Here is a 20,508-nt window from a genome sequence, read left to right as displayed (position 1 = left end):
CAATCGCCTCAGATGCGGTCGGCGGTCACAGCGTAGACGACCGCGAGGACAGCACCGTAGACGACGTGCCACAGCAGCGACGGCGGCGCGAAGTTCGGGAACGGCGGCGAGGCCGGCGAGCCGACGACACCGAGCCAGACCGGCATCACGAGAGCCGCGAAGACGGCCCAAGTGGCGACGCCCCAGCCGACGCCGAGTCCGAAGAGTTTCCCGGACGTGTCCAGCTGCAGCGCACTCGCCAGCCCTGCAAAGGCCACACCCAGCACTGCACCGTGTGAGAGGTGGACGACAAGGCCGGCCCCCGGACTCGGCGGCGGCGCGAGCCCGTACAGGGATGGGATTGCGACGGCTAGCGTCGCAGTGTTCATGACGAGAATCAGCGCACCCATGACGGCGCTCCCGGCGATGCCGCCGAGGACGCCGGCCTTCCAGTTGCCGGTACCGAGATCGTACGTTTGCGTCGTTTCTGTCGTCGTTGACATGCATCTGACTCGTCGCGTCGTCTGACAAAAGAGCCGGCGTGGCTGTTCGACCCCGTGCCACGTCCCCGGAAGAACTATACACTGGCTCTCGCCGGCCATTGTCAGACAGGCAACCAAGTTTCAAGCCGGGGCCGGACGGACAGGTGGTATGGCAGACTCCGACACAGTGATGACACGGTTCGAAACTCCGGCCATCGATGACCTCCCTGAGGACCTGCAGGAGCGCATCGAAGCGGAGACCGACCGCGCCGGCTTCACGCCGAACATCTTCCCGGCGATGGCGTACCGCCCCTCGCATTTCCGGGCGTTCTTCGCGTACCACGATGCGCTGGTCGAGGAGACGGCGCTCGAACGCGAAGAGGTCGAGATGATAATCGTCGCCGTCAGCGGCGTCAACGACTGTCTCTACTGTATCGTCGCCCACGGCGCGCTCCTACGTATCTACGCCGACGCGCCCAAGCTCGCCGAGCAGGTCGCCGCGAACCACCGGACAGCCGATATCAACGAGACGCACAAGGCGATGCTCGACTTCGCGGTGAAACTGACCGAGTCGCCCGCCCGTATCGAGGAATCGGACCTCGAACGGCTGGAGGAACACGGGTATAGCCGCCGCGCTATCTGGGACATCGGCAGCGTCGCCGCCTTCTTCAACCTCTCGAACCGCCTGGCACAGCTCGCCGACATCCGCCCGAACGACGAGTTCTACGACCTGGGCCGGTGATGAGGCGGGCGGCTGGCCGCCCGATCTCACGCCGCCTCGGCAGATCGGACCGAGCCAGCGCCACACTCCGGACAGGTCAGGTTCTCGACCGTCGCCGCGCGCTGTGCGAACTCGGTCCCGCAGTCGTCACAGCGGAACCTGTAGTGCCGTTCTCCGGAGCCGAACAGCTCGGAGACCGTGTCAAGTACACCCATACTAGTGCACTCAACGTCGAGCCCCCAAAATCTTCCGGCTGAAGTACATTTCCGGCGTGGTTTGATACATATAGCATGCATCACAGCGCGTATCTATACACCTAGTAGTTCTGGTCTTGCCTATCAGGGGCATCCACAGGTGTATGAGCGAAACACTCTATCTGATGCAGAAAGACAGCGAGACGCGGATCGAAGTCGACGCCGACGGGTACGACCGGATCATGGAGAACGGCAACGTCGTCGGCCACCACATGAGCAACCCCATCGTCAAGCTGACGTAAGCGCAACGCAGTCCCGAAGCATCGCTGCTGACGCACAACATCCGGGAGTTTTTGCCGCTGGCTGTTGAATCGGTGTCCAATGAGTGACGCCGACGACGGTCCGAAGCAGGTCTCGGACCCGGCCTACCACAGCGAGAACCACACGGCTGCCCAGACCTGCGGCTGGACGAAAAACGCCCTGCGTGGGGAGGGGAAGTGCTACAAGTACATCTTCTACGGTATCGAGTCCCACCGCTGCATCCAGATGACGCCGGTCGTGAAATGCAACGAGCGGTGCGTGTTCTGCTGGCGGGACCACGCCGGCCACGCCTACGAACTCGGCGACGTGGAGTGGGACGACCCGGCAGCAGTCGCCGACGCCTCCGTGGAACTCCAGCGCGAACTTCTCTCTGGCTTCGGTGGCAACGACGAAGTTCCGCGCGAGGTGTTCGACCAAGCGATGGAACCGCGCCACGTCGCCATCTCGCTGGACGGCGAACCCACGCTCTACCCGCATCTGCCGGAACTCATCGAGGAGTTCCACGACCGCGACATCACCACGTTCCTCGTCTCCAACGGGACCAACACGGAGATGCTGGAGCGGTGTGACCCGACCCAGATGTACGTCTCCGTCGACGCCGCCGACCGCCAGACGTTCGATTCGACGGTGCAGGCGATGGAAGACGACGCCTGGGACTCGCTCATCGACACGCTGGACGTGCTGGCCGAGAAAGACGACACCCGCACCGTCATCCGGACGACGCTGGTCAAGGGCCACAATATGCACCACCCCGAGTGGTACGCGGCGATGTGTGACCGGGCCGACGCGGACTTCGTCGAGATGAAGGCGTACATGCACGTCGGCCACTCGCGGGGTCGTCTCGACCGCGACTCGATGCCCGACCACAGCGAGGTCCGCGAGTTCACGCGGGAGATGGGCGAGTACCTCCCCGACCACGACGTGCTGAAGGAGGTCGAAGACTCCCGTGTGACGATGCTTGCCGAGGACGAGAACACGTGGGTCCCGAAACTGGAGAAGTCGAGCGAGTTCTGGGAACAGGACCCGCTGGTGGAGTACTGACTGCATCACAAGGCGAGGCAGCGCCATCACAACAGTGTGACGGGACTGAACGTGTTAGGCAGCGGGTTGAATTGTATCCAGCAAAGAAGAACAATCGCGCTTTTGCTACCAACCCTGTCCTAGTTTTTCTCCGTTCCAAAAGTGGAATGCATTCCACCTTCGGTATGCTTATCCGGCGGGAATCCCTACTGCAGTGCATGGCTGAATCAACGGGACAGGGCGTCGGTCGGGACGAGCTGGCGACGCTGAAACTGCTCGCCCTCGACGGTGCGCTCGACGAATCGACGAAAGTATCCTGTGCCGATCTCGCCGAACGGCTGGACGCCTCGAACCAGACCGCCTCGCGGCGGCTCCAGCGGCTCGAAGACGCCGGGTTTCTGGCCCGGGACATCGTCAGCGACGGGCAGGAGGTGGAGCTGACTGGCGACGGCGAACGACGCCTCCAGTCTGAGTACGCCGACTACCGGCGCATCTTCGAATCTGACGCCAGCGTCGATCTGACCGGGGTCGTTACCTCGGGGATGGGCGAGGGTCGCCACTACATCACGCTACCGGGCTACATGGAGCAGTTCATCGAACGGCTGGGGTACGAGCCGTTCGCGGGCACGCTCAACCTCGAACTCACCGCCGAGAGCGTTCGCAAACGAGCGCGGATGAGCGCCATCGAGCCGGTCACCATCGAGGGCTGGGAGGACGACGAGCGGACGTACGGCCCCGCGTACTGCTACCCCGCCTCGATAGAGGGGAGCGACGGCGAGTACGAGCCGGCCCACGTTATCGCGCCCGAACGGACACACCACGGCGAGGAGCAACTCGAAGTGATCGCACCCGAGAAGCTCCGTGGCGTGCTAGAACTGGCCGACGGTGACGAGGTGATCGTGCATGTCTCGGAGTGAGGAAACCGCCGTCGACGCCGACAGCGTGGCCGACGCCGTCGCCGCCTTCGCCCGTGGCGAGCCGGTGCTGATCCACGACGCCGCCGACCGCGAAGGTGAGACTGACCTCGTCTACCCGGCCGGAGCCGTCACCCCCGACGCCGTCGCCCGGATGCGCAACGACGCCGGGGGCCTCGTCTGCGTCGCGCTCACGGACAACGTTGCCGAGGCGCTGGAACTCCCCTTCATGCAGGAGGTTCTCAACCATCCGACGGCGGCCGACCACGACCTCGCCTACGACGAGCGCTCCTCGTTCTCGCTGACGGTGAACCACCGCGATACCTTTACCGGCATCACCGACGACGACCGCTCGCTGACGATTCGGGAGCTGGCTACCGTCGCGGCGGACCCGGACCCGGACGCGTTCAGCGATGCCTTCCGGTCACCGGGTCACGTCCACCTCCTCCGCGCGGCTCCGGACGGGCTTTCCGACCGCGAAGGTCACACCGAACTCGCGCTCGCGCTCGCGGCCGCGGCCGACCAGCCCGAGGCCGCCGTCGTCTGTGAGATGTTGGACGACGAGACGGGTGCAGCGCTGCCCCCGGCAGCAGCACGGGCCTACGCCGACCGCGAGGGGCTCGTGTACGTCGAAGGTGCCAGCCTGCTAGAGCGGTTCGACTGAGACTGGCGGCTGTAGCCGAGGCAGCGTTGTCGCCACTCCGTAGTACTATGATTGTTGCGGGACCGACGTCCGACAGCACGAGAAGCGAGCAGCTACTGTTTGTCCCCACGGAACCGAATCGGAGTTTCGAGTCAGAAGGGTGTATCCGCGGCCGCGGCAAGTTGTCTGAGACCGCTGACGACGAGGTACAGCACCGCTCCAGTGAACAACGCGATACCTACGGCCCGAGAGAGCGCAGGGATCGGTGACTCGACGACACCAGAGAGATTGCGCGTGATGACCTCGGTCTGAATCAGGAGCAGGCTCAGCGGCAGCAACAGGACAGCGACGCTACGGTGGAGCGACCGCTTCAGCGAGGACATGTAGGTGCGAACGGCCAGATTTTACTAAATCGTTTGCGGTCGGCAGGGCAGTGCGCCGTGCCAGACGGCGCAGCCCTGAGCCGCAAGGGTATCGTCAACACTCTTAACCACGGGAATCAATGGGGTAGATATGACACACGACGAGACAGCAGGAGGCATCACCCGCGGGCATCGCGACGGCCGACTCAGCGGAGGGGTCGTGCGATGAGCGACCGTCCGGAGATGTTCGAGGGAACCGAGCGCATCTGGATGGACGGCGAGTTCGTCGACTTCGAGGACGCGCAGACCCACGTCCTCACCCACGCGCTGCACTACGGGACCGGCGTCTTCGAGGGCGTCCGTTGTTACGACACCGAGCAGGGACCGGCCATCTTCCGCTGGGAGGAACACCTGGACCGCCTGTACAAGTCCGCGAAACCGTACGACCTCGACATCGAGTTCAGCAAAGACGAACTCACCGAGGCGACGACGGAACTCATCGAGACGGAAGGGTTCGAGTCGTGTTACATCCGCCCCATCGTCTACTACGGCTTCGACTCGCTCGGCGTGAGTCCGAAAGACTGCCCGACGAAGACCACTATCGCAGCGTGGCCGTGGGGCGCGTATCTGGGCGAGGAAGCGCTGGAGGAGGGCGTCGACGTGATGGTGTCGTCCTGGCGTAAGCACGCCTCCAGCCAGATTCCGACCAACATCAAGACCACGGGGCTGTACGTCAACAGCATGCTCGCCGGCGAGGAGGCTCGCCGCAACGGCTACACCGAAGCCATCGTCCTGAACAAGGAGGGCAACGTCGCCGAGGGGCCGGGCGAGAACATTTTCATGGTCCGGGACGGCGAAATCTACACGCCCGGGCTGGCAGAGAGCATCCTCGAAGGCATCACCCGCAACACCGCAATCACGCTCGCCGAAGAAATGGGCTACACCGTCCACGAGGAGGCGACCATCTCCCGCGGTGAGCTATACACCGCCGACGAACTGTTCTTCACCGGGACGGCGGCGGAGGTCACGCCGATCCGGAGCGTCGACGACAACGAGATCGGTGAGGGGACCAAAGGGCCAGTCACCGACGAGTTGCAGTCGGCCTTCTTTGACGTGATCGAGAGCGGCGACCGCGAAGAGTGGTTCCACTACGTCTGAAACCCACTAAACGGCGCTGTTAGTCGTTCGCGAGGTCGTCCTCGTCGGCGACCGGAATCGGCGTGGCAGTACTTCGGTCCGTGTCACCGAAGCCGGCGCTGAGGATACGCGTCAACGCTTCCTCGACGCGTTCGTCGACTTCCTCGTAGCGGTGCGGTTCGACCTCGACGACGTAGCCGGTCGTGATGTTCGGCGCCGTCGGCAAGAAGAGCACGTCGCGGCCATCGTCAGTCGTCTGTCCCGTTTTGAACGCCGTCATGCGCATCCCGTCCCACACTTCGAGTTTCACCGGGGCCTGGAGGTCTTCCGTTCCCCCGACGGCCGTCTCGACCGCCATCTTCGAGGCGTTGTACACCACCCGGAGCCCGGGGACGTGGTTCATCGCGTCGTCGATTGCGCGTTCGACGATGTCGCCGAAGGCCGTCCGCATCAGATAGCCGATGGAGAACACGATGAGGATGAAGATAATCAGCGTCGTGAACACCCGGGCGAGTTCAACAGACGAAGTCCCCGAGGGGAGCCCAAGCATCGCTAGCAGTTCACTATCGATCGCAGGGATGACCGCCGCGGACGCGAGGATGGAGTAGAGATAGAGGATAACGTAAATCGTCACCAGCAGGGGCAACAGAACGATGAGGCCGCTCGCAAAATCGCGCTTCCACGACGTTGAGGAGGCCATACAGGTACGTATCGGGCGCGGGATATGAGCCCTTTCCTTTGGTACGTGCCCGTGCTGTTACCCACACAGTTCTGACAGGGAACTGCGACCGGACTACCACTCGGCGACGCTGCCGTCGTCGTGTCGCCAGACAGGGTTGTGCCAGTCGACCTCCTGCTGGGACTGTTCCCGGAGAAACGCTTCGTCAATCTCGATTCCGAGGCCGGGGTCGGTGGGTACGGTGACGAACCCGTCCTCGTAGTCAAACACCGACGGGTCGGCGAGGTAGTCCAGCACGTCGGTGGTCTCGTTGTAGTGGATGTCGATACTCTGCTCCTGAATGAGTGCGTTGGGCGAGCAGGCGTCGACCTGTACACACGAGGCCAGCGCGACCGGGCCGAGCGGGCAGTGGGGGGCCATCGCCACGTCGTAGGCCTCGGCTATCGACGCGATCTTGTACACCTCGGTGATGCCGCCGGCGTGGGAGAGGTCCGGCTGAATCACGTCGACGGCACCGTCCTCGAACACCTCCTTGTAGTCCCAGCGCGAGTACATCCGCTCGCCGGTCGCAATCGGGATGTCAGTGTGGGCCGCAAGCGCCGGCAGCGCGTCGTTGTGTTCGGGCAACACCGGCTCCTCGATGAACATCGGCTCGTAGGGCTCCAGCGCGGACGCGAGCCGTTTGACCATCGGCTTCGTAACCCGACCGTGGAAGTCGACGCCGATGTCGACCTCGGGACCGACAGCCTCCCTGACCTCTCGCAGGCGTGTCGCGGCGGCCTCAACGGTGGCTGGGGTGTCGACGCGCTCGATCTCCGGTGTCGCGTTCATTTTCAGCGCCGTGAACCCAGCGTCGACCTGCGCCTGAGCGGCGCTGGCTACGTCGGAGGGTTCGTCGCCACCGATCCACTGGTACACCCGAATCCGGTCCCGGGCCTGCCCGCCCAATAGCTGGTGGACCGGCGCGCCGAGTTGCTTGCCCTTGATGTCCCACAGCGCCTGGTCAATGCCGGCGATGGCAGACATCAGGACCGGGCCGCCGCGGTAGAAGCCACCGCGATACATCGCCTGCCAGTGGTCCTGAATGTTCTCGGGGTTCTCCCCGACGAGATAACTATCGAGCAGTTCTTCGACGGCCGCACGCACGGTGTGGGCCCGGCCCTCGACAACGGGTTCGCCCCAGCCGACGGTGCCGTCGGCTGTCTCCAGTCGAAGGAAGAGCCACCGGGGCGGCACCTCGAACAGTTCGTAGTCGACGATACGGTTCTCACCCGCGCCGTCGGCTGTCATGCCGGTGTCCTCCGCGCTGTGCCATGCAGATCAATCCTCTCAAGGACACTACGCGACGTTTCGAACCGTGCTCCGTCGGTGTGTGGAGTCATGTGAGACACACATAGGAGACGTGTATATAGTCATTGTGTGATTCCAGAACGGCCATCAGCGCCGATATCTCGGTGTCGGTGAGCAGCGCAGACCGTCCGCTATCACCTCGGTAGCGGTCAGTTTCGGCTAGTTACTGCTCGCGGTGGCGCTCCCACGTACTGACGAGCCCGGCAAGTGTCTCGTTGACCGGGGCCCGCTCGGTCGCAGTCTCGGCGACGTAGCCATTGATGGCGTCGATTTCCGTCCGATGGCCGGCCGAGACATCCTGGAGCATAGACGAGTGGTTGGCGGCGGTGTCGTCGACGACACGCTCGACAAGCGACACCGCACGCTCGTCGGGGAGGTCGATGTCCTGTTCGCGAGCAACGGCGGCCGTCTCACGGGCGGCGTCAGCGGCGATAGCGTCGGCCGGCGAGTCGGCCAGCGCACCGTTTGGCACGCGGGCGAGCGCTGTCACCGCGTTGATGCCGGCGTTGACCGCGAGTTTCTCCCAGAGCCGGGTCGGCATGTCCGCCGCGACAGTCGTCTCGATGCCAGCCATACGGAACGCCGCCCCGATGTCGTCGGCGACTGCCGACCGGCCGCCGTTGCGGTCCCCCAGCACGACTTCACCGCGGCCGGTGAACTCGACGGTGCCCGGCTCTCGAAGTCGCGCGCCGTATGAGCACGTCCCTGCCAGCACCGGACAGTCGAGTTCGGCAGCCAACTGCGATTCGTTTCCCATCCCGTTCTGGAGTGAGAGACACGCATCGAGCGTACAGTCGGCAAGGTCCGTTGCAACGGCGGCGGTGTCGTATGCCTTGACCGCCACCAGCGCGAGGTCGGCACGTTCCGGTATCGCCGTCTGTGCGTTCGGGCGGACCCGGAACTCCTCGGTCCCGACGACGGAAAGGCCACGCTCGGTAACGGCGCTCACGTGTGGCTCGCGGCCCACGAGCGTCACGTCGTGCTCGCGGGCGAGCAGGCCACCGACGAGGCTGCCGAGGCTCCCGGCCCCGACGACGACGATATCCATACCGCCTCGCAGGGACGGCCCGGACAAAAACCTACCACTGGCGCGCCGGAATCAGCACGCACTTGGCCGCGAGTGGCGAACGAGTGGACATGGGCGACTCCGACGACGCCGAGGCAGTAGTTCGGGCCATCGACGAGATCGGTATCGACCGACTGACCGAGACGATCGTCACGGCGTGGGAGGGCATCGGTGGCGACGGCGAACCGGGGCCGACCTGGCCGGAAGGCGAAACCAGGCGTCGGTTCGAACTGGACGACCCGGACGAAGCGGTCGGACTGGACGTGCTCGCCGCGGTGCTAGACGCGTCACCGCGGTCCCCCGAAAAGGCGTTTGTCCACCTCGGTGTCGGACGGCGAGACACCCCCCAGCACGAACGGTTCGCTGTCGAGACACTCGCGGGCCACACCGACGTTTCGGCTACGGACACTCACACGACCGGGACGGTGCCGCTGACGGCAGAGACGTTCGACGCGCTGGCGCGAGTCTACGGGGGGACACTGGTGTACGTCGTCATCGGTGACGAGGACGGACGGGCGATTCTCGAACTCGACTGGACGACGCTTCGGTTCTCGCTCCCGCCGTCGGCCGCCGAGACAGTACAGGAGACAGTCGGACCGGCCGTCGCAGAGCGATTCGAGCAGACGTAATCACTGCCACGTATACGGTCGGTGGTTCCAGACAGCCACCGAGCCGTCTCAATCTTCCTGCCAGTAGTAGATATCCTCTTTTGGCGCGTTGCAGGACGGGCATTCGTCGGGGATGTCCTCTATCTGTCCCATTTCGCCGCATTCCCAGCAGCGCCACATCAGTTCGGCCTCGCCCGCGGCCCCGGCGCTGAGATGCTCGCTCGACATCGCTTCGATGCCGTTCTCGACCGTGACGTAGAACCCGTGTTCGTCGAACCCGCGGATGGTCCCGAGTTCGTTGCCGTCCTCGTCGTACACCGTCTGTCCGAACGAATACTCCTCGCTTTCGATGTTCGTGGTCATGTCAGCCATACATAGAGCTAGTCGGCCCGAGATGTGTTAAATGCTACCGTGAGTCAGGAATTGCATGACCGACGAGCCGATTGGGGAAGAGCGAACCTCCCAGTTGGCCGCTGCTACGCCCGCTACCGCGAGAACAGACTGTTGTGGACCGGCGCGAAGTCGCTCTCCTGACTGTCCTCGACAACGGAGTCGGTGACGGCGTTGCCGTCGACGCCGGCCTCTAAGAAGTCCGCCAGCGGCGGCCCAACGTTGTCCGGTTCGACCAGAAACGCGTCGTGGCCGTGGTCGGAGTCGATGACGTGGTGGGCGACGTTCGCGTCGGCATCGCGGAGCGAGTCGGCCAGTGCCTCCGCCTGCTGGGTGGTGAAGTGCCAGTCGGCGGTGAAGGACATCACCAACGCGTCGCCGTCGAAGGCCGCCAGCGCGTCCGTGTCAGACTCGAACCCGGCGGCGAGGTCGTAGTTGTCCATCGCCCGAGTCAGGTAGAGGTAGCTGTTGGCGTCGAAGCGCTCGGTGAACTTCTCGGCGTTGTAGTCGAGATACGACTCCACATCGCGGTAGGGGAAGAACGCGCCCGCGGCGTCAGTGGGGAACGTACGGACGGCGTCCCGGCCGGCGGCGCGGCGGCCGAAGCGCCGCTCCATCGACGCCTTCGAGAGGTACATCACGTGGCCCAGTTGGCGGGCCAGCGCTAGCCCGTCGCTCGGCGGGTCCTGATCCTCGGCGTAGTAGTGACCCTGGTTCCAGTTCGGATCGGTCGTGATGGCCCGGCGGGCGATGGCATCGAGCGAGAGGCACTGCGTGTCCAGTCGCGCGGCCGCGGCGATGGGAACGATGCGGTCGACGTGGTCCGGGTGGCGTTTGGCCCACTCGATGACGTTCATGCCGCCGACGCTGCCGCCGACGACGGCGTGGAGGTGCGGAATCCCGAGTTCGTCAAGCAGCGCGCGCTGCGCCTCGGTCCAGTCTCTCACGGTGACCGGCGGGAAGTCGGTGCCGTAGGGCTCACCTGTCTCCGGGTTCTCGCTTTTCGGACCTGTCGACCCATAGCAAGAACCTGGAACGTTCGCACAGACGACGTAGTACTCCGTGGTGTCGATGGCTTTGCCCGGTCCGACGATGTCGTCCCACCAGGCGCGGGCCTGATCGGCGCTGTCGACCCGGTCCCGGCCGGCGACGTGGGCACTGCCGGTCAGTGCGTGACAGATCAGCACCGCGTTGTCGCCGTCGAACTCCCCGTAGGCCTCGTAGGTGATTTCCAGCTCCGGAATCGTCTCCCCGCAGTCGAACTCGAACTCGCCGAGGGAGACGGTGTTGTGTTCGACGTTCATGTGACCCGGTCGATGGTGGCGTCGATGTCTGCGATGATGTCCTCGGGGTCCTCGATGCCGACGCTGAATCTGAGGAGGTCCGGCGTGACGCCGCTGGCACGCTGTTCCGCTTCACTGAGCTGGGCGTGCGTGGTCGAGGCCGGATGGATGACCAGCGTCTTGGCGTCGCCGATGTTCGCGAGGAACTGGGCGAGGTCCGTCTCCTCGCAGAACCGTCGACCGGCGTCGTAGCCGGCTTCCAGCCCGAACGTGACGATGCCGCCGAACCCGCCGGAGAGGTACTGCTGTGCCAGGTCGTGGGTCTCGTGGCTCTCCAGTCCGGGATAGGTGACCCAGGCGACCTCGGGGTGGTCGTCGAGGTGCTGGGCGACAGCCATCGCATTCTCGCAGTGGCGGTCCATCCGCAGGGAGAGCGTCTCCGTTCCCTGAAGCGTCGCCCAGGCGTCGAACGGTTTCTGGCCATCGCCGAGCGAGCGGAGCGCGCGCTGTCGGGCGGCGACCGAGAAGGCGCGGTCGCCGAAGGCCTCGGAGAAGTTCTTTCCAAAGGCGTCGTTTTCCCCGCCGAGTTCCGGGAACTTCTCGGGGTACTCGTCCCAGGGGAACGAGCCGCCGTCGACGAGGACGCCGCCGACAGTCGTCCCGGAGCCGTGGATCCACTTCGTCGTCGACTCCCAGAGGAGGTCCACGCCGTGGTCCAGCGGGTTGCACAGGGCCGGCGTCCCGAACGTGTTGTCGACGAAGACGGGCACGCCGTGGTCGTGGGCCACCTCGGCGATCTCCTCCATCGGTGGGACGACGAGCGACGGGTTCCCGATGGTCTCGAAGTGGACGTAGGCCGTGTTCTCGTCGATGGCCTCGGCGTAGGCGTCCGGGTCGAGCGTGTCGACGAACCGCGTCTCGATACCCCGGCGGCTGGCAGTGTTGGAGTAATAGGAGTGGGTGCCGCCATAGATAGAGGTGGCCGTCACGATGTTGTCGCCGTTGGCCGCGAGGACGAACGTCCCGGCGTCAAGGGCGGCCATTCCCGACCCCGTCGCGACGGCGTCGACAGCGTTTTCGAGGGAGGCGATGCGGTTTTCGAGCATCCGGACGGTGGGGTTGTCGAACCGCGAGTAGACGTTCCCGTCGTCTTCTAGCGCGTACCGGTCGGCCGCAGTGTCGGCGTCCTCGAAGACGTACGACGAGGTCTGATAGATGGGCGGCGCGCGTGCCCCTGTGACCGGGTCCGGCTCCTCCTGGCCGGCGTGGACACAGCGCGTCCCGAATCCGTAGTCGTCAGTCATGTGCAGTATGCATATATCTCTAGCTATCTATAACTCAGAGTTACGGCAATACTCTCTTATTGTGGGTGAGTGACACGGAGTCGGGCCGCCCGCCGGCAAAACCGAGGGAGAGGGTATTTGTCGGTGGCTGTCTACACGCCGGTATGGACCACGACACTGCCGGACGAACCAGCCGACAGATTCTCGACGCCGTCGGCAGTGCCGCCATCGCTGACGACCACTTCCTCGAAACCGTCATGACCGGGATTCTCGCCCGGGGGCACGTACTGCTCGAAGACGTGCCGGGTACGGGAAAGACGCTCACCGCCCAGTCGTTCGCGACGGCGCTCGACCTCTCGTTCAAGCGGGTGCAGTTCACGCCAGACCTGCTGCCGTCTGACATCACCGGTTCGAACGTGTTCAACGAAGCCACCGGCGAGTTCGATTTCCAGCCCGGCCCCGTCTTCGCCAACGTCGTGCTGGCCGACGAGATCAACCGCGCGCCGCCCAAGACACAGGCCGCGCTGCTCGAAGCGATGGGCGAGAAGCAGGTGACCGTCGATGGCGTGACCCACGACCTGCCCGAGCCGTTCTTCGTCATCGCCACGCAGAACCCCGTGGAACAGGAGGGGACCTTCGGCCTGCCCGAGGCCCAGCGGGACCGCTTCATCGTCAAAACCACGATGGGCTATCCCGACTTCGGCGGCGAACGCGAACTCATCGACCGGCGGGCCGACCGCACAGCACAGGCCCCGAGCGTCACCAGCGTCATCGACGGCGAGCGGCTGCCGGCGCTCCAGCGAACTGTTGAATCAGTCACCGTTGACGGCACGCTCCGGGACTACGTCGTTGAACTCGGCCGCGCCACTCGCGAGGACGACCGCGTGGACGTTGGCGTCTCCCCGCGTGGTATTCAGCGGCTGTTCGAGGCGACTCGCGCCGCCGCGGTCCTCGACGGCCGCGACTACGCCGTCCCGGACGACGTCAAAAGCGTCGTCGAGGAGGCGTTCGCCCACCGACTCGTCCTGACCGCCGACGCGGGCGTCCGCGGCGTCGACCCGGCGACCGTCGTTGACGACGTGCTGGACCGCGTCGAGGTGCCGGCGGTCAGTCCCTGAGCATTTCAGGGCCGCTCGGCGTCACGGCGGCACGGGCGTTTCAACGGTAACTACCGTATCGCGGCCACCAGCGCCAACACAGCGACGAGACAGACCACGAGGCCGGCCACGGCGACCGATGGCTCGACGGCAATCGAACCACGGGCGACGCCGGAGAGGCCCAGCGTCGCCACCGCGCCGACGCCGCCCACCGCGACAGTCCCGCCGACGTGGACGAGTTCGGCCCGGCGCGTCGCGGCCCCGGTGCCAACCTCGTGTCCCAGCGTCGTCCCGAAGGACCCGGCGTCCCAGACGACGACTGCACCGACTAGGCCAGCGAGCACCAGCCACGTCGGCGTCGAAAGCGTCGCGGCAAAGGCGCTCGCTCCGAACAGGCCGGCCGCGGCGAGCGTGACGCCAGCCGTCCGCGCACGCAGATAATTCGTCGCCAGCGCCACCCACAGCTGTCCAACTGCACCGACGACCGAAAACAGCGCCACAACGGCCAGCGCCAGCGTGACGGTCTCCGGGCCGTACACGTCCAACATCGGAACGAAGAATTGCTCGACGGCCGCCGCGGCGGGCGTCGTCCGAAGAGCTGTCTCGATAGTATCGACTGCCGGCCCCGCGACCGCCACCGCGCCGAGCGTGATGACGCCGCCACCGACGTACGGTGCGAGGACACTCCCCACGCGGTCGGCCGAACTCTGGACTGTCCGCCGGAGGACCCAGACAGCCACCGAGACGACCGCCCCGCTGAGGAACAGCCACCAGAGAAGTCCACGGAGGCCCGGCGCGGCTGTGACTGCGACGATGAGGTCGTACAGCCCGACCGGGAGCAGTCCGGCCAGTGATTCCTGACCGAGGCCCAGTTCGAACAGGCCGGCGACCGGCGCGACCAGCAAGGCGAGCCGGCCCGTCCACCGGAGCGTCCGTTCGACGGCGGCGACGGCCCTGTCGACGTCGGGCGCGTCGCTCGTTTCCGGGACGAGTTCGGAAAGCGGCAGGGCGTCGAGCCCACGGGCCAGTGCCGCGGCGGCGAGGGCGAGCAACAGGCTGAAGATAGCGATGTGCGTTCGTCCGGGGATCGGGTCGAAAATCGGGTCCAGCACCCGAGTGAGCAGTTTGCCAGTCAGTTGCTGAATGCCTGGCGTCCCAGCGTTAGACTGCAAGAAGTCGACGGCACCTTGCGTGAACAATACGAGACCAACGGTGAACGGAACGGCGGTCGTCCGCACGACGACGCCACCGTAGGCCCCCACCCGCTCGGTGTCGACGACGCCGCGGGTGGCCGCGGTCGCGCCGAAGACGGCGGTCAGACAACCGAGGACGACGATGACTTGCGACAGCAGCGTGACGACCGCCGGTCGGACGCCAGCTTGGGAAGTGACGGGGAACAGTTCGGCACCGAGCGAGACGACCGTCCCGCCGGTGGCGACGGACAGCCCGACGGCGACCGGCAGCGCGAGAACGCTGGCCAGAACGGTCCCGACCGCCTGCCAGCGGTCCCAGCCGCTCAGCCACAGCGACAGCGACAGCAGTACGCCGGTCACCACGCCGACGAGCGCGGCCCGATCGGCAGAAACGGTTCCCAGTAATCCCGCGACCAGCAGCGCCGTCACGCCGATGACGGTGGCGAGGCTGGTCCAGGGCATCCGGGTCGGGAGTGTGGTGTGGTCGTCCATTGTTACACGCTGAACAGGTCCGCAAGCGAGGCACGGAGCGCCACGTCGATCGGGCTGTCGAGGTCCCAGTCGATGACGGTCGCGCCGGACAGTTCGGCCCGCTGGAGGCGGGCGGTGCGTTCGGTACTCGCGACTGCCGCGCCGAGCGAGTCCCCGCGGGCCAGCGATGGGCTGACGAGCGTCGTCGGGTACTCACGGACCGCGAGCGACGACACCAACGAGACGGCCCAGTCGTCGGCGGCCGGCGAGAACACGACCACCTGCGCGGTCGGCGGGAGCCGGGCGAGCACGGCGAGCAGGTCCGGGTCCTCGATAGTGCCGCCGTCGGCTGTCGTCACCCCCGTAGCTTCGCCCCGGGGCTGCTGTGGAGACTCGTCCTCGGCCACGGCAGCGTCACCGGCCGCGTCGGTGTCCGACTGCCGGGCCGCGGCGCGGCCGACGCTGTCGAATATCTGTCTCGCGTGGGCGGCCGCGTGGCCACCCGAAGCATCGACCCACGCCAGCCCGTCGGGACCGAGCCCGCCGGGGACATCTTCCGGGGCCAGTCCGACGGCACAGACGCTCGCAACGACGCTGGTCCGGGAGAGCGCGTCGAACAGGCGCTCGGCCGCGTACGCCGATAACTCGGCTCCGGTCGGGAACCCCGGCTCCGGCGTCACGCAAGCCGGCGGGCGAGCGTCGACGACCAGCACCGTCCTGACGGCCTGTTCCTCCCGGTAGTCGATAGTGGTCAGCTCGTCGGTCTTTGCGTAGCGCCGCCAATCAATGCGGTTGACCGGGTCGCCGGGCTGGTAGCTTCGTGTCGAGTGGAACTCAAGCCCGCTCCCGCCAGTGTCGGTCGGGAGCGTTCCCGCCCGCGGGAGCGTGGCGTCGGCCATCGGCACCTCGGAGACAGTGTTCGAGCACGTCAGCGTCCTGTCGTCGGCCACGGGCAGGTCGACAGTCACCTCGTCGCTGGCCGACAGCGTCCGTACCCGCACCGCGGCGGCATCGAACGTGTAGGTTCCGCGCTTTGCCATCACTGCGTAGGACAGCGTCGCGCTCTCGTCGGGCCGCAGCGAGGTGCAGAGCCGCGGTGACCCCTCGACGACTGCCAGTTCCTCGGGCACGCCGTCGATGACCCGCACGTCGGTCAGCGAACTGCTGCCGGTGTTCGTGAGGGTGAGTTCGACCGAAACCGGTTCACCCGGCGTCGGCTGTGCGTCAGAGACAGACCGTGCCGCTTGCAGGTCGGTTCCCGCCGGTAGCCGCGAGAGCGCGCCGTAGGCGACGTAGATGAGCGGGATTGCGGTCGCCGCAAGCAACAGCGGCTCGGCGGTCAAAAGCGAGACGCTGACGAGAAACAGCGCGGCTGCGAGGCCGCCACTCCAGCGTCGCACGCGACGGTCCATCGTCAGCGCTCACCTCCAGAAACCTGCTCGATAGCGTCGACCGTCCGGCGGATGCGGCGGCGGCGCTCGCTCTCCGGGTCGAGCCACAGGCGGAGCCGGGCCAGCAGCGACTGTGGTTCGTCCGGGGCGAGCAGCGCCGCCGCGACGGCGTCGTCGGTCCACGTCCCCGTACGGACTGCCTGGTGGGCGGACGCCTGCGAGACACCGGCCCCGATAGCATAGGCCGTCGTCGCTGCCGCGGTGAGGCGCTCGGTAACCGTATCCATCGCCGCGTCGTCGCCACCGACGGCGTCGTCGATGGCCGCATCGATGTCGGCGGCGAACAGTCGGCTCTCCGTCGCTGTCACGTCTTCCGGTGGGCTGTCGACGGCCACGTCGAAGGCAGTCGGTGAGCCACCGCCGAGGAGTCCACCGAGCCAGCCGGCAAAGACCGCACAGAGTCCGACGGTCAGACTGCCAGCGAGGAGGATGGTTGTCGGAGCAACGCTACCGAACACGGCGACCAGCGACTCGCCGGCAATCGTCGGCGCGAAAACAAGCGAGGCCGCGACGGTGGTCGCCAGCAGCCCCACAGTTCCGAAAACGACCGTTCGCAGGCGCATCAGGGCCGCCCCTCCGTCGCGTCGTCAGTGTCGTCGGTCGCGCTGGACTGCTGTCCGGCGGCCGTCTCGATGGTCCGGATCGCGTCCTCGACGGCCGCGACGTGTTCCTGTGGATCCCGCTGGCCGTACTCGACCGCCCGAAACGCGTCCCGGACCGTCCGAACCGCGGCCGGTGGAAGACCGTCGCGTTCGATGGCGTGAGTCGCGATCTCTCCAGGCGTCCGCGTCCAGTACCGCCGAAGGGAAACGTGGGTCAGGAAGCGCGTCCACGCTTCGCGGATGGTGACGCGAGCCGCGGGCGTTCCGTTGCCTCCGTTGGACTCGGTCGTGGAGACAGCCGCCACCGCATCGCTGGCTGCGTCTTCGGCCGCTGCAAAGCGTTCAGAAATCCACGCTCGCAACGCGTCAAACAGCGCCGCCGGCGACCGGTGACCGGCGAGCAGGTCACGGAGTGCTGTGACAGTGAGTTCAACACGCGTTCGGAATCGATCGAGCAGGTCATCGGCCACCACCGCAACGCCGACGAGCGCCCCGATGGCGAGTTCACGTGCGGCCCGAACCCAGCCCCATACCGTCCCCGGCGTGACGTTCCGACGACGAGCGGCGATGACCGTCCCGGCGAGGAGAACGCCGAGAGCCAGCACGACGCCTGCGGCGTTGACGAACAGGCCATTGACCGTCGTCGTGGCCGTCTGTCCGTACTTCGAAACGGAAATTTCGGCACTCGCCGCGAGCGGCATCCCGACCGTCGCCTGACCGGCCGCGCCGGTCCGTGCCGTCGGCTCGCCGCCGAGTGTCACTGTGGCGTTCGTGACCGGGTCCCCACCCATCGTCGCGTTCACCGTCTGGCCAGCGACGGGGAAGGCCAGCGGGAGCGACGGCGACGTTGCTATAGAGAGCCGTTCGAGCACAACAGTTGTGTTGCCGCTGACGGCGTCGCGCTCGACGGCAACCGAGACGTTTCCGTGTTCGGTCGGAAGCGTGACCGGCGCCCGCCCCTGCCGGTCCGTCGTGGCTACCTGTTCGCCATTGAGCAGGACATCGCCGTCCCGCACTGGCACGCCGTCGACGGTCGCAGTGATAGTCACCTCGCCGCCAGTGACCTGTTCGCCAGTGATGCTCACCGACGCGGTCGTGTTCAGTTCGTAGCTCGCGTTCGTCGACTGCTGGGCCTGTGGGCCGGCGACAGCGAACGCGCGAGTGCTGTCATGCGGGACCGACGGAGCGACAAGTGAGTCCGCGTCGCCGACTGCATCGACAGTGATCGTCAGTTCGTCTTCGTAGGGTACCGTCCCGGAAACAGTGCCGGCCGGGCCCGTCGTTCCGACCGGCTCACCGTTGAACGAGACCGTCACGCCCTCCACCGGTGCGCCGTCGCGGGTCACTGTCGCGGCCACCGCCGCGCCCGGCGTCGCCGTCCGGTTGAGTTCGATGACGAACTCGCCGGACTGGGAGACTGTCTGTCCGTCGCCCGAGTCGCCGGTGCCATCGCTCTCATCAGTCCCGTCCGTCCCCGTCTCAGTGCCCTCGGTTCCGTCGCTCTCTGACTGCGCTCCGGCCTCGGCAGTCGGGACTTCGGTCTGTGGTTCGTCCGTCGGCGTCCCGACGGCGAACTCCTCGTCGGGGCTCCCGGACTCCGCGGCGCTGTAGTCCTGACTGCTGTTTTGCATCGCCTGCTGTTCGGACGCAAGGCGCTCCTGTCCCGGCGTTGGGTCGAACTTCACCCAGCCGACGCCCTCGAAGTACACCTCGACCCACGCGTGGGCGTTCATTCCGCGAACAGTGTACTGGTTCTGGCCGGTCTGCTCGCCGGTCGAGTAGCCGACGACGTAGCGCGCCGGGATGTCCTGACTCCGCAGCATCACCACCATCGACGTGGCGAAGTACTCGCAGTATCCCTCGTCCATCTGGAAAATAAACTCCGAGGCCACATCGTCCTCTGGCGGCTGGCTGACGTTCAGCGAGTAGTCCTTGTTCGCCTCCAGCCACTGCTCGATGGTCGTCGCCGTCTCGTAGGGCGAGTCGCTGTCCTCGGTTAGCCGGTCGGTGAACGGCCCCACCTGTGCCGAGGTCGACGCCGGGACGCCCGTGTAGCGTGATTCCACGGCGTCGGGGTAGTCCCGGCCGCTCGTCCGCAGCACTTCCGGGTCATCGGGCGGCGTCACGCTGGTCGCGCTGTAGGTCGTTCCGGCAGGGAGCGGTCGCTCGGACGTGACCGCGCCGTACTCGGTGATCATCACGTCGTCGCGCGAGACGGACTTCGGCCGCCAGACGGTCGGTAGCGACGTGGCGGACTTTGCCAGTCGCACCTCGTAGTCGACCGTTGAGTCAGCCATCCCGTCGACCGCCATCGGTCCCTGATAGGCCTGCGGATCCGCCCGCCCGTCCCAGCCCGTCCCGGTGTAGGTTTCGTACGCGCCGGTCCGCCAGTACGCCGGCTCAGAACTCGTGACGGTGAAATGCGGGTCCGTGTTCTGTGACTGGTACGGACTGTCACCGCTGTCGAGCGAGCCGCCGACACTGGTCTGGCTGCCCGGGTTCAGCGCGCCGAGTTGGCCGCCGCTGCCGCCGGTCGAGGAGCCGCCAGCCTCCCCGAAGGGGTTCTCCTGCGGAAGGGGAATAAGGGACTCCATCGGGCTCTGTGTCCCACCAGGTGCCAGAATCGGGAGGGTTGCCGTCGCCAGCACCACGGCGACGACACACACGGCAGTGAGGAGGACACGGAGGTAGTCCCGGTCTGCCGACACGTCGTCGAACGGCGAGTCGTCGGAGCCCACGTCGGATTACCGTATCGTCCCGGCGCTGTCGGCATAAATCTGCTGTCAGCGGCGGGGGCGGCGCTGCCAGTCACTGCAGTTGTGACGGACAACACAATGACGATGCATCGGCGAACGTCATTCGACTCTGTTCTGGCAACATGGGAATCGAGCACGGGCGAAACGTGCCCCGCTGACGGCGGTTCGAGAGGGGTTGTAAGATATAAACCGCCGGCACGCAAACGACACAGCAATGACTGACGACGAGGAGACGGTCCAGTGCTGGCTGGTCGAACGCTCCAGTTTCGGCGACGAACGGATGGTGACGCTCATCTACGCGCCCCCGGAGGGCGATCGCCACCTGACCAAGCAACTCTCGCCGAACCTGCTCAGGCGCAAACGGATTACGGCGGCCATCGACGTCGAACCCGAGCGGCTCGAACCCGTCACCGACGAGGAAACTCAGGAGCGCTACGCCACGGAGGCCCAGCGGATGGCCGAGCGCCACGACCCCGACGCCGAAGTGTAAACGGGTGTTTCGGCGG

Annotated in this window: 22 protein-coding genes; 9 read left to right on the top strand and 13 right to left on the bottom strand. The window is 66.1% G+C overall.

Annotated elements, in window-relative coordinates; genetic code table 11:
- Window positions 1-8: 8 nt before the first annotated feature.
- Complete coding sequence (locus tag ACYJ11_RS08375; RefSeq protein WP_461647450.1) at window positions 9-482, bottom strand: DUF6789 family protein; 474 nt, start codon at window positions 480-482, stop codon at window positions 9-11.
- 148 nt (window positions 483-630) lie between these two features.
- Between ACYJ11_RS08375 and ACYJ11_RS08370 the strand changes: the two genes are divergently transcribed.
- Window positions 631-1,203 carry a peroxidase-related enzyme gene (locus tag ACYJ11_RS08370; protein ID WP_188852028.1) on the top strand — a complete coding sequence of 191 codons (573 nt, stop codon included), beginning with the start codon at window positions 631-633 and terminating at the stop codon, window positions 1,201-1,203.
- A gap of 26 nt (window positions 1,204-1,229) precedes the next feature.
- On the opposite strand, the gene ACYJ11_RS08365 is transcribed toward ACYJ11_RS08370, so the two are convergent.
- Window positions 1,230-1,397 (bottom strand): FmdB family zinc ribbon protein, encoded by a 168-nt coding sequence (locus ACYJ11_RS08365; protein WP_461647449.1) that lies wholly within the window; start codon window positions 1,395-1,397, stop codon window positions 1,230-1,232.
- A 143-nt stretch (window positions 1,398-1,540) separates the two neighbouring features.
- Here ACYJ11_RS08365 and ACYJ11_RS08360 point away from each other — a divergent pair, with 143 nt between their 5' ends.
- The 4 genes from ACYJ11_RS08360 (at window position 1,541) to ribB (ending at window position 4,295) form a co-directional block, all read left to right on the top strand.
- On the top strand, window positions 1,541-1,678 hold the full coding sequence (locus ACYJ11_RS08360) for a hypothetical protein (RefSeq protein WP_004518317.1): 138 nt from the start codon (window positions 1,541-1,543) through the stop codon (window positions 1,676-1,678).
- A 79-nt stretch (window positions 1,679-1,757) separates the two neighbouring features.
- Window positions 1,758-2,738, top strand: coding sequence for a 4-demethylwyosine synthase TYW1 (gene twy1 / locus ACYJ11_RS08355; RefSeq protein WP_188977516.1), 981 nt, complete (start codon window positions 1,758-1,760; stop codon window positions 2,736-2,738).
- A 197-nt stretch (window positions 2,739-2,935) separates the two neighbouring features.
- Window positions 2,936-3,634, top strand: coding sequence for a DUF120 domain-containing protein (locus ACYJ11_RS08350; protein WP_170097669.1), 699 nt, complete (start codon window positions 2,936-2,938; stop codon window positions 3,632-3,634).
- Entirely contained in the window at window positions 3,621-4,295 is a 675-nt protein-coding gene (gene ribB / locus ACYJ11_RS08345; RefSeq protein WP_461647448.1) for a 3,4-dihydroxy-2-butanone-4-phosphate synthase, read from the top strand. The genes ACYJ11_RS08350 and ribB overlap by 14 nt, the downstream gene beginning before the upstream one ends.
- 131 nt (window positions 4,296-4,426) lie before the next feature.
- Here the strand turns inward: ribB and ACYJ11_RS08340 are convergent, their stop codons facing one another.
- Window positions 4,427-4,657, bottom strand: coding sequence for a hypothetical protein (locus ACYJ11_RS08340; RefSeq protein ID WP_461647447.1), 231 nt, complete (start codon window positions 4,655-4,657; stop codon window positions 4,427-4,429).
- Between the two features lie 204 nt (window positions 4,658-4,861).
- Between ACYJ11_RS08340 and ACYJ11_RS08335 the strand changes: the two genes are divergently transcribed.
- Window positions 4,862-5,794, top strand: coding sequence for a branched-chain amino acid transaminase (locus ACYJ11_RS08335; RefSeq protein WP_005536336.1), 933 nt, complete (start codon window positions 4,862-4,864; stop codon window positions 5,792-5,794).
- Window positions 5,795-5,813: 19 nt separating this feature from the next.
- Here the strand turns inward: ACYJ11_RS08335 and ACYJ11_RS08330 are convergent, their stop codons facing one another.
- From ACYJ11_RS08330 to ACYJ11_RS08320, 3 genes are all read right to left on the bottom strand, one after another.
- Complete coding sequence (locus tag ACYJ11_RS08330) at window positions 5,814-6,473, bottom strand: DUF502 domain-containing protein (protein WP_005536337.1); 660 nt, start codon at window positions 6,471-6,473, stop codon at window positions 5,814-5,816.
- Between the two features lie 93 nt (window positions 6,474-6,566).
- On the bottom strand, window positions 6,567-7,742 hold the full coding sequence (gene dgoD, locus ACYJ11_RS08325; protein WP_461647446.1) for a galactonate dehydratase: 1,176 nt from the start codon (window positions 7,740-7,742) through the stop codon (window positions 6,567-6,569).
- Between the two features lie 223 nt (window positions 7,743-7,965).
- A complete protein-coding gene (locus ACYJ11_RS08320) occupies window positions 7,966-8,850 on the bottom strand; it encodes a ketopantoate reductase family protein (protein ID WP_461647445.1) in 885 nt (294 codons plus the stop codon).
- Window positions 8,851-8,939: 89 nt separating this feature from the next.
- On the opposite strand from ACYJ11_RS08320, the gene ACYJ11_RS08315 reads away from it, so the two are divergent.
- Window positions 8,940-9,497 carry a hypothetical protein gene (locus tag ACYJ11_RS08315; protein WP_461647444.1) on the top strand — a complete coding sequence of 186 codons (558 nt, stop codon included), beginning with the start codon at window positions 8,940-8,942 and terminating at the stop codon, window positions 9,495-9,497.
- 48 nt (window positions 9,498-9,545) lie between these two features.
- On the opposite strand, the gene ACYJ11_RS08310 is transcribed toward ACYJ11_RS08315, so the two are convergent.
- The 3 genes from ACYJ11_RS08310 to ACYJ11_RS08300 form a co-directional block, all read right to left on the bottom strand.
- Complete coding sequence (locus tag ACYJ11_RS08310; RefSeq protein WP_188852035.1) at window positions 9,546-9,848, bottom strand: DUF7130 family rubredoxin-like protein; 303 nt, start codon at window positions 9,846-9,848, stop codon at window positions 9,546-9,548.
- Between the two features lie 113 nt (window positions 9,849-9,961).
- Window positions 9,962-11,170: a homoserine O-acetyltransferase MetX gene (gene metX / locus ACYJ11_RS08305; RefSeq protein WP_461647443.1), complete on the bottom strand. Its 1,209-nt coding sequence runs from the start codon at window positions 11,168-11,170 to the stop codon at window positions 9,962-9,964.
- Window positions 11,167-12,453, bottom strand: a complete 1,287-nt coding sequence (locus ACYJ11_RS08300) for an O-acetylhomoserine aminocarboxypropyltransferase/cysteine synthase family protein (RefSeq protein WP_461647442.1) — start codon at window positions 12,451-12,453, stop codon at window positions 11,167-11,169. Before ACYJ11_RS08300 ends, metX begins: the two co-directional genes overlap by 4 nt.
- Window positions 12,454-12,596: 143 nt before the next feature.
- Between ACYJ11_RS08300 and ACYJ11_RS08295 the strand changes: the two genes are divergently transcribed.
- Window positions 12,597-13,550, top strand: a complete 954-nt coding sequence (locus tag ACYJ11_RS08295; RefSeq protein WP_461647441.1) for an AAA family ATPase — start codon at window positions 12,597-12,599, stop codon at window positions 13,548-13,550.
- A 50-nt stretch (window positions 13,551-13,600) separates the two neighbouring features.
- Here ACYJ11_RS08295 and ACYJ11_RS08290 read toward each other — a convergent pair whose 3' ends face one another.
- The 4 genes from ACYJ11_RS08290 to ACYJ11_RS08275 are packed head-to-tail and all read right to left on the bottom strand — an operon-like array spanning window position 13,601 to window position 19,984.
- Entirely contained in the window at window positions 13,601-15,214 is a 1,614-nt protein-coding gene (locus tag ACYJ11_RS08290; RefSeq protein ID WP_461647440.1) for a DUF7519 family protein, read from the bottom strand.
- Between the two features lie 2 nt (window positions 15,215-15,216).
- The gene (locus tag ACYJ11_RS08285; protein ID WP_461647439.1) at window positions 15,217-16,605 is read right to left on the bottom strand and encodes a DUF58 domain-containing protein; all 1,389 of its coding nucleotides are present in this window, start codon (window positions 16,603-16,605) and stop codon (window positions 15,217-15,219) included.
- A gap of 2 nt (window positions 16,606-16,607) precedes the next feature.
- The gene (locus ACYJ11_RS08280; RefSeq protein ID WP_005536349.1) at window positions 16,608-17,207 is read right to left on the bottom strand and encodes a DUF7269 family protein; all 600 of its coding nucleotides are present in this window, start codon (window positions 17,205-17,207) and stop codon (window positions 16,608-16,610) included.
- Entirely contained in the window at window positions 17,207-19,984 is a 2,778-nt protein-coding gene (locus tag ACYJ11_RS08275; protein WP_461647438.1) for a transglutaminase TgpA family protein, read from the bottom strand. The genes ACYJ11_RS08280 and ACYJ11_RS08275 overlap by 1 nt, the downstream gene beginning before the upstream one ends.
- 232 nt (window positions 19,985-20,216) lie before the next feature.
- On the opposite strand from ACYJ11_RS08275, the gene ACYJ11_RS08270 reads away from it, so the two are divergent.
- The gene (locus ACYJ11_RS08270) at window positions 20,217-20,492 is read left to right on the top strand and encodes a hypothetical protein (RefSeq protein ID WP_461647437.1); all 276 of its coding nucleotides are present in this window, start codon (window positions 20,217-20,219) and stop codon (window positions 20,490-20,492) included.
- Window positions 20,493-20,508 lie beyond the last annotated feature (16 nt).

This window comes from Haloarcula sp. H-GB5 (assembly GCF_054850705.1).
The sequence above is the reverse complement of the archived record's forward strand: the minus strand, read 5'-3'. Positions and strand labels throughout refer to the sequence as shown.